This window comes from Actinomadura sp. HBU206391 (assembly GCF_014323665.1).
Classification (GTDB): domain Bacteria; phylum Actinomycetota; class Actinomycetes; order Streptosporangiales; family Streptosporangiaceae; genus Actinomadura_C.
This window is the reverse complement of the sequence record NZ_JABVEB010000243.1, coordinates 1-7,898: the sequence shown is the minus strand read 5'-3', so window position 1 is coordinate 7,898 and position 7,898 is coordinate 1. Positions and strand designations below refer to the sequence as shown.

Annotated in this window: 9 protein-coding genes and 1 pseudogene; all 10 read left to right on the top strand. The window is 71.3% G+C overall.

Annotated elements, in window-relative coordinates; translation table 11 throughout:
- A partial coding sequence (locus tag HKK72_RS32725) for an MBL fold metallo-hydrolase (RefSeq protein ID WP_187238301.1) occupies positions 1-693 on the top strand: 693 nt, incomplete at its 5' end.
- Positions 687-1,847: an ATP-grasp domain-containing protein gene (locus HKK72_RS32720; protein WP_187238300.1), complete on the top strand. Its 1,161-nt coding sequence runs from the start codon at positions 687-689 to the stop codon at positions 1,845-1,847. The genes HKK72_RS32725 and HKK72_RS32720, both read left to right, overlap by 7 nt.
- Positions 1,844-2,758 carry a succinate--CoA ligase subunit alpha gene (locus HKK72_RS32715; protein ID WP_187238299.1) on the top strand — a complete coding sequence of 305 codons (915 nt, stop codon included), beginning with the start codon at positions 1,844-1,846 and terminating at the stop codon, positions 2,756-2,758. Before HKK72_RS32720 ends, HKK72_RS32715 begins: the two co-directional genes overlap by 4 nt.
- A 52-nt stretch (positions 2,759-2,810) precedes the next feature.
- A complete protein-coding gene (locus HKK72_RS32710) occupies positions 2,811-3,524 on the top strand; it encodes a class II aldolase/adducin family protein (protein ID WP_187238298.1) in 714 nt (237 codons plus the stop codon).
- Complete coding sequence (locus HKK72_RS32705; RefSeq protein ID WP_187238297.1) at positions 3,521-4,717, top strand: acyl-CoA dehydrogenase family protein; 1,197 nt, start codon at positions 3,521-3,523, stop codon at positions 4,715-4,717. The genes HKK72_RS32710 and HKK72_RS32705 overlap by 4 nt, the downstream gene beginning before the upstream one ends.
- 16 nt (positions 4,718-4,733) lie before the next feature.
- Positions 4,734-5,510, top strand: a complete 777-nt coding sequence (locus HKK72_RS32700) for a CoA transferase subunit A (RefSeq protein ID WP_187238296.1) — start codon at positions 4,734-4,736, stop codon at positions 5,508-5,510.
- Complete coding sequence (locus HKK72_RS32695) at positions 5,507-6,196, top strand: CoA transferase subunit B (protein WP_187238295.1); 690 nt, start codon at positions 5,507-5,509, stop codon at positions 6,194-6,196. The genes HKK72_RS32700 and HKK72_RS32695 overlap by 4 nt, the downstream gene beginning before the upstream one ends.
- Positions 6,193-6,666: a MaoC family dehydratase gene (locus HKK72_RS32690; RefSeq protein ID WP_187238294.1), complete on the top strand. Its 474-nt coding sequence runs from the start codon at positions 6,193-6,195 to the stop codon at positions 6,664-6,666. The genes HKK72_RS32695 and HKK72_RS32690 overlap by 4 nt, the downstream gene beginning before the upstream one ends.
- Positions 6,663-7,475: an HpcH/HpaI aldolase/citrate lyase family protein gene (locus tag HKK72_RS32685; protein ID WP_187238293.1), complete on the top strand. Its 813-nt coding sequence runs from the start codon at positions 6,663-6,665 to the stop codon at positions 7,473-7,475. The genes HKK72_RS32690 and HKK72_RS32685 overlap by 4 nt, the downstream gene beginning before the upstream one ends.
- Positions 7,476-7,622: 147 nt before the next feature.
- Positions 7,623-7,898 (top strand): annotated as a pseudogene (locus HKK72_RS32680) (hypothetical protein); the annotation flags it as partial.

Sequence of the window (7,898 nt, the reverse complement as noted above, 5' to 3'; positions counted from 1 at the left end):
ATCGAGGCGCTGCGGGCGACCACCGACAAGCCGGTGGTCGCGCTGGTGAACACGCATTTCCACGGTGACCACACCCTCGGCAACTCCGCCGTGCCGACCAGCCGGATCATCGCCCACCGCAGCGCCTACGAGCGCCTGGCGACCGGCGGCGGCGCCTACCGCGAGCTTCTCTGCGGTGTGCGCCCAGACCTGGCACCCGAGATCGCCGATCTCGAGTTCCAGTTGCCCACCGAGCTCGTGGACGACGAACTCGTCCTCGATCTCGGCGATGTGAGCGTCGACATCCGGCACACCGGTGGCCACGCTCACACGACGGGCGACCTAGTCGTGCTGCTTCCGAGCCACGGGATCTACGTGGCGTCCGATCTGCTCTTCAACGGGATCCTGCCGGTCGCCCGCGACGCCGATCTCGCCGGATGGACGGCGGTGCTGGCCGAGCAGCGCGACTCCTTCACGGGGGAGATCGTCGTGCCCGGTCACGGCGCCGTGGGCGGACGAGGGCTGTTCGACCGGCAGATCGAGGTGCTGAGCACCGTCGTCGCCGCAGTGACCGACACCCAGAGCACGGGCGGATCCCTGGGCGATGCGCGGGCGGCGGCGCTCGCCGCCGTCGGCACCCTGCTGCACGCAGACGAACGCATCGACGCGTACGTGAATCAGATTTGGACGAAGGAGAAAAACCGCTCGTGGTAGCCCTGATAGAGCACCAGGCGAAGGCGTTGCTCGCCACCTCGGGGCTGCCGGTGCCGCGGGGCTGGGTCGTTCGCGACTCGGGCCGGCCGGCCGCCGCGGTCGCCGACGTCCCGGCGACGGCCCGGTTCGCCGTCAAGGCGCAGGTGCCGGCGAAGAACCGCGCGGCGGTCGGCGGCGTCGTCCTCGTGGACACCCGCGCCGAGGCCGAGGAGGCCGCTCGCCGCCTGCTCGGCGGCCGGATCCACGGGCACCCGGTGAACAGCGTGCTCATCGAAGAGGCGATAGAGATCGCGGCGGAATGGTTCCTCTGCGTGCTCGTCGACCCGTGGCAGGGCGGCCTCACCGTGCAGTGCAGTGACCAGGGCGGCAGCGGGGTCGAGGGCCGGCTCGCCGGCGGCGCCGGCACCACGTACTCCTTCCAGCCCAGCGGCGTGCCCGACGGGGACACCCTCGCCCGCGCCTGGGGCTGGACGGCCGACCCGCTGCGCCGGCGGATCGCCGACCTCGCCGCGGACCTCTGCCGGCTCGCCGTCGCCTACGACCTGCTGCTCCTCGAGATCAACCCACTGGGCGTGACGCCCGGCGGAGACCTCGTCGTGCTCGACGCCCACATCTCGGTGGACGACGCCGCGGAGTTCCGCCAGCCGTGGTTCGCGGCCCTGGAGGAGGAGCTCGACATCGTGCATCCCGGCCGGGCCTGGCGCCGGCGCTATGGAGGCGACTTCGCCGTGACCGACGGCGATGGCACCGTGGCGCTGCTGAACACCGGTGCGGGAGCGGGCATGCTGCTCATGGACCAGTTCGGCGAGCGCGGCATCACGACCTACGACTTCAGCGACATCCGTGCCGGCACGCCGGGTCGGCGCCCCGAGCGGTTCCGCGCGGCCGTGGAGCTGATCCTCCAGGGCCACGCGGTCGACACCGTACTGATCTGTATCCACGCCGGGATCACCGACCTGCGCGAGGTCGGCACCGACCTCGTCGAGACGGTCGACGCGCTCGGCACCGCCGGGCGCAACGTCGTGGTGCGGCTCCAGGGTCCCTACTCCGCCGAGGCGTCCGAGCGATTCGCCGGCCTGCCGCGCACTGTCGTCGAACCCGAACTCCAGCGCGCCGTGGACGCGGTCGTCGAACTCACCGGGAGGGCGTCATGAGATCGTTGCGCGACCGGCTCGCCGGCCAGGATGTCGTCATCCAGGGCCTGGCGAGCAAGACCGGGCGGAACCAGTTGGCCGCGATGCAGGCCCAGGGGACCCGCGTCGTCGCCGGTGTCTCCGGCCGGCAGGGCGGCACCGAGGTCGAGGGGCTGCCGATCTACTCGACCATGGAGGAGGCCTGCCGCGCCACCGGCGCGACGGTCGCCCTGCTCCTCGTGCCCGCCGAGCACGTACGGTCGGCCGCTCTCAAGGCCTTCGCCGCCGGCGTGGAGCTGCTGGTCGTGCTCGCCGAGGGGGTACCGGTGATGGACGCCCTCGCCGTGGCCGAGGCGGCGGGCGACGCCCTCGTCGTCGGCCCGAACTCGCCCGGCGTGATCGTTCCAGGTCTGGCCAAGCTCGGCTTCATGCCCTCGGGCGTACTGAAGCCCGGGCCCGTCGGACTCGTGTCGCGCAGCGGGACGCTGTCCTACGAGGTGTCCCTGCACCTGGCGCAGCGATCGGTCGGCGTCTCGACCTGGATCGGGATCGGGGGCGATCTCACGCCGTTCCTGCCGATGCCGCGGGCGGCCGAGCTGGTCACCGCGGATCCGCGGACGGAGCTCCTCGTCCTGGTCGGCGAGGTCGGAGGCACCGGTGAGGAGGCCGTCGCCCAGGCGATCGCCGACGGCCGGCTGAACGTCCCCGTCCACGCGTTGATCGTCGGCCGCAGCGCGGGCGGCGACGAGCCGCTCGGGCACGCCGGCGCGGTCATGCTCGGCGGCGCGGGCGGCTACGACGCGAAGGTACAGCGGCTCCGGGAGGCCGGGGTCACGGTCCACGGCACGCCCTGGGAGCTGGCCGAGGCGGTGGCGGCGCAGGTGACGCGGCATGAGGAGCGACCCGCCCAGACGGCCGGGACCGTCTCATGACCGTCTTCGCCCAGGCCGGCGGCCCTGTGCCGGTTCGACATCGAGGAGTCCGATGACCACGGTCAACGTCCACGCGGAGGAGCTCGCGCTCGCGACGCGGGTGCTCGCCGATCACGACATGATCGGCATGTACGGCCATGTGAGCGTGCTGCCCGACCCGGGCGCCGACCGGTACCTGCTCAGCCCGGGGGCCGGCTTCCGCAAGGAGCTCTGCCGGGCCGGCGACGTGATCGAGCTGGGCTTCGACGACGCCTTCCGACCGGGGCTCCCGCTTGAGCTGTACATGCACTCCGAGATGCACCGCCGCCATCCCGAGGTCCGGGCCCTCGTGCACACCCACGCGCCCGCGCTCACCGAGCTGAGCCTGCTCGCCGAGGTGCCGGGCGACGCGCTGCTGCTGCACGCGGCGTTCTGGCCCGACGTCGTCCCCGTCTACGAGCTGCCGCAGCTCGTCGTCGAACGCGAGCAGGCGAGCGAGCTCATCGACGTCATGGGCGTCGAATCGGTCGCGCTCATGCGGTGGCACGGTGCCGTCGTGGCCGGCCGGAGCCTGTCCGAGGCGGTGTTCCGCAGCATCTACGCGGAGAAGAACGCACGACTGCTGCTCACGAGCATGCGGGCCGGCGGCGAGGTCGTCGGCCTCCCCAAAGGCCCACAACGGGAACAGATCGCGGACCGGATCATCACCGACCGCATGCTCGGGTTGCACTGGAGCTATGAAGGCACCGGCGACGCTCGTCGCCATGGTGCCGAGGAGACGAAATGACCACATCACCGGTGACCGGCACCGCGCTGAGCGCGGCGGACCGCTACGGGACCACCGAGGCGCAGCGCGATCTGGCGGCGCGTACGCGAGCCATCGCCGAGGAGCACTTCGCGCCGCGTTCGCTGGAATGGGAGGAGACCGGCGCCTTCCCGGAACCGAATCTGCGGCTGCTCGCCGACGCGGGCATCCTCGGGACGGCGGTGCCCGTCGAGTACGGCGGCTCCGGCGGAAGCTGGCTCGACTCGGCGGTGGTGCTCGAGGAGATCGGGCGGACCTGCTACGTGACGGCGATGGCCACGCTCGGCGAGCTCGGCGTGCAGAGCCGGGCGATCGCCGCGTTCGGCAGCGACGAGCTGAAGGCGGACCTGCTCCCCAGGATCGCGCGCGGTGAAGTGGTCTGCTCGATCTGCATCACCGAGGCCGACTCGGGCAGCGACGTCGGCAGCATCGTCACCCGGGCGGTCCCCGTCGACGGCGGCTACCGCATCACGGGGGGCAAGGCGCTGATCAGCCGGCTCGACGTCGTCGACATCATGCTCGTCTGCACCCGGTTCGGCACCGGCGAGGGACGGGGAGTGTCGGACGTCGGCTTCATCGTGGTCGAGCGCGACCGCCCCGGCGTCGAGGTCAGCGACGGTCACCAGACGCTCGGTGGCGAGCGGCTGTTCGCCCTCACTCTCACCGACGTCTTCGTCCCCGAGCGGAACGTCCTCGTCGGTGCCGGCGGTTTCAAGAAGATGATCAACGCGTTCAACGGCCAGCGCTGCATGAACGCCTCGATCAGCATCGGCATCGCGCAGGGCGCGCTCGACGCGGCGAAGGCGCGGGCCACCGAGCGTAGGCAGTTCGGCAAGCCCATCGCCGACTTCCAGGGCCTGCGGTGGATGCTCGCCGACTGCGCGATCGAGATCGAGGCCGCCAGAGCACTCGTGCACCGGGCGGCGTGGAACGGCGGGAAGCAGTTCCCGAACCGCTACGACGCGGCCGTGGCCAAGGTCTTCGCCAACGAGATGTCACTGCGCGTCACCGACCGGGTCCTGCAGATCTTCGGCGGGCACGGTTTCCTGCGCGACCTCCCGGCCGAGCGCTACCTGCGCTGGGCGCGGTACGGCGGGCTGGGCGGTGGAACGCCGCAGTTGCTGCGCGACGGGATCGCGACCGAGCTCTACCGCGAACGCCCGGCGACGTCCTGACCCCGGAGGGATGACGATGGACAAGACAGTGGCGTCGGCGCTGAACGCGGTCGCCGACATTCCGGACGGTGCCTCCCTCGCGGTCGGCGGCTTCGGTCTCTGCGGCGTCCCGACCGTACTGATCGAGGCCCTGCTGAAGCAGGGCGCCACCGACCTGCACACGGTGTCGAACAACTGCGGCGTCGACGGTGCCGGCCTCGGGGTGCTGCTCGAGGCGGGGCGGATCCGGCGGACGATCGGATCGTACGTCGGCGAGAACCGCGAGTTCGCCCGCCGTTACCTCGGCGGCGAGCTGGAGCTGGAGCTGTGCCCGCAGGGCACGCTGGCCGAGCGACTACGGGCCGGGGGAGCCGGCATTCCGGCGTTCTACACCCCGGCGGGCGTGGGGACGCTGGTGGCCGATGGGGGACTGCCATGGCGGTATCACCCGGACGGGGCGGTGGCCGTCGCGTCGCCGGCCAAGGAGGTCCGGGAGTTCGACGGGCAGGAGTACGTGCTGGAGCGCGGCATCGTGACCGATTTCGCGCTGGTCCGGGCCGCCCGGGGCGACCGGCACGGCAACCTCTCCTATGACGCGTCCGCCCGGAACTTCAACCCGCTGTGCGCGATGGCCGGTCGCGTGACGATCGCCGAGGTCGAGGAACTGGTCGATCCCGGTGAGCTCGATCCCGAGCACATCGACACGCCCGGGGTCTTCGTCCAGCGGATCGCCCTGGTCGGCGCCGCCGGCAAGGAGATCGAGCGTCTGACCACCCGGCCCAGGCCGTCTGAGGCCGGCGGAGGTGTGATGTGAGCCTGACCCGCACTCAGCTCGCGGCCCGGGTCGCCGCCGAACTGGCCGACGGCCAGTACGTGAACCTGGGGATCGGGCTGCCGACCCTGGTGCCGAACTTCGTGGAGGAGGGCGTCCATGTGGTGCTGCACTCCGAGAACGGCATCCTGGGCGTCGGCCCGTATCCCTTCGCGGGGGACGAGGACCCCGATCTGATCAACGCCGGCAAGGAGACCGTCACGGTCCTTCCCGGTGCCTCGTTCTTCGACTCGGCCCTGTCGTTCGGAATGATCCGCGGTGGTCACATCGACGTCGCGGTCCTCGGCGCGATGCAGGTGTCGGCCCACGGTGATCTCGCCAACTGGACCATTCCCGGAAAAATGATCAAGGGTATGGGCGGAGCGATGGATCTCGTCCACGGTGCCAAGAAGGTCATCGTGATGATGGAGCACCTCGCGAAGGACGGTGGCTACAAGATCGTCAAAGAGTGCGGCCTGCCACTGACCGGCAAGGCCTGCGTCGGCCGGATCATCACCGATCTCGCCACCATCGACGTCACCGGATCGGGCCTCGTGCTCCGGGAGGTCGCTCCCGGCACGACGGTCGGCGACGTTCGCGCCGCCACCGAGCCGCCGCTGGCCGAGGCGGGCGACGTGCGCGAGATGGTCCTGCCCGCCTCCGTCACCGAGGACGGAGCGTCCGGGTGACGGCGGAGCAGGTCGTGCAGCAGCGCGGGCTGTGGCTCGAGGAACTGGACGAGACGGCGTTGTACCGGCACAGCCCGGGACGGACGATCGGCGAGGCCGACAACACGCTGTTCAGCACCCTGACCATGAACCCGCAGGCGCTGCACCTCGACGCGGCGTTCAGCGGCACCCAGGAGTTCGGCGAGCGTCTCGTCAACAGCCTGCTGACGCTCTCGGTGCTGGTCGGTCTGTCGGTCGGCCACCTGACGCAGGGGACGCTGGTGGCCAACCTGGGCTTTCGTGAGGTCGCCTTCCCGGCTCCGGTCTTCATCGGGGACACCCTCTACGGGGAGACGAAGGTCCTCTCCAAGCGGCTGTCCGCGAGCCGGCCGGGGCAGGGAGTGGTCGCCTTCCACCACACCGCCCGTAACCAGAACGGCGACATCGTCGCGACCGTCGTGCGCGACTCGCTCGTACGGTGCCGGCCATGAGCGTTCTGCCCGGGCCGGCGCTGCTGTTCTGTCCGGCCGACCGGCCGGACCGCTACGCGAAGGCGCTCGCGGCGGCGGACACGGTGATCCTCGATCTCGAGGACGCCGTCGCCCCACCGGAGCGGGCGGCCGCGCGGCAGGCGCTGCTCGTCACGCCCGTCGACCCCGGCCGGGTCATCGTGCGGGTCAACGCGGTGGGAACAGACGACCACGAGCTCGACCTGCGGGCGGTGCGGCAGACCGCTTACCGCCGGATCATGGTCGCCAAGACCGAGAGCGCAGCCGATCTCGACGAGCTCGCGGAATGGCAGATCGTCGCGCTCTGCGAAACGGCCCGGGGCGTAGTACGGGCGGCCGAGATCGCGGCGGTTCCCTCGGTCGTCGCGCTCATGTGGGGAGCCGAGGACCTGGTGGCCTCGCTAGGCGGATACGCCAGCAGGTACCCGGATGGGCGTTATCGGGACATCGCCCGTGCGGCCCGGGCCCAGGTGCTGTTCGCCGCGGGGGCCCATGGTCGTGCCGCGATCGATGCCGTATATCTCGACATCGACGATCTCGCCGGGCTCGCCGCCGAGACCGAGGACGCGGTGGCGAGTGGCTTCGCCTGCAAGGCGTGCATCCATCCGGGTCAGGTCGAGACCGTACGCGTGGGCTTCGCGCCCAGCCCCGATCGCGTCGCCTGGGCCCGGCGGGTGCTCGCCGCGGGGGCCGAACGGGGTGTCGTGCGCGTCGACGGCCAGATGGTGGACGCACCGCTGCTCGCCCAGGCTCAGCGGGTTCTCGCCATCGCCCGGCGCCAGGACACGTGATCGGACCGGGTGCGGCCGGCCCATGAGGGTGGTTGTCCGACACCCAGTATCGGCGCTCCCTGGGTACGGCAGTGTCCTGGTTGACCGGCTCGGTGGGGCTCACTATGAGATGTCTAACAGTCCCAATTAGGAGGAAACTCGGGCGATATGCCCATGTTCCCGCCGCGCATGCGGCTGCGCCCCCGGTCCATCCGTAGCCGGGTCACGGTCATGGTCACCCTCTTGGCCGTGCTTCTGCTCGTGCCGGCAGGAGTGGTGGGCAGCATGGTCGCACGGCATGCGATCGCCGGTTCCGAGTGGCGCGAGGTCCGCCGGCAGGCCGACCTCACAGCGGCCGACGTCCGCGCCGGCCGGCCGGCCGACTCCGTCGTGCCCACGGTCGCCGGCGCCGACCTGATCCAGGTCGTGGCGCCCGGTCACCGC

What these genes read in the sequence shown, in the direction of transcription:
- HKK72_RS32700 (WP_187238296.1), top strand. Translation starts at nt 4,734, where the DNA reads ATGGACAAGACAGTGGCGTCGGCGCTGAACGCGGTCGCCGACATTCCG.
- HKK72_RS32685 (WP_187238293.1), top strand. Translation starts at nt 6,663, where the DNA reads ATGAGCGTTCTGCCCGGGCCGGCGCTGCTGTTCTGTCCGGCCGACCGG.
- HKK72_RS32710 (WP_187238298.1), top strand. Translation starts at nt 2,811, where the DNA reads ATGACCACGGTCAACGTCCACGCGGAGGAGCTCGCGCTCGCGACGCGG.
- HKK72_RS32715 (WP_187238299.1), top strand. Translation starts at nt 1,844, where the DNA reads ATGAGATCGTTGCGCGACCGGCTCGCCGGCCAGGATGTCGTCATCCAG.
- HKK72_RS32705 (WP_187238297.1), top strand. Translation starts at nt 3,521, where the DNA reads ATGACCACATCACCGGTGACCGGCACCGCGCTGAGCGCGGCGGACCGC.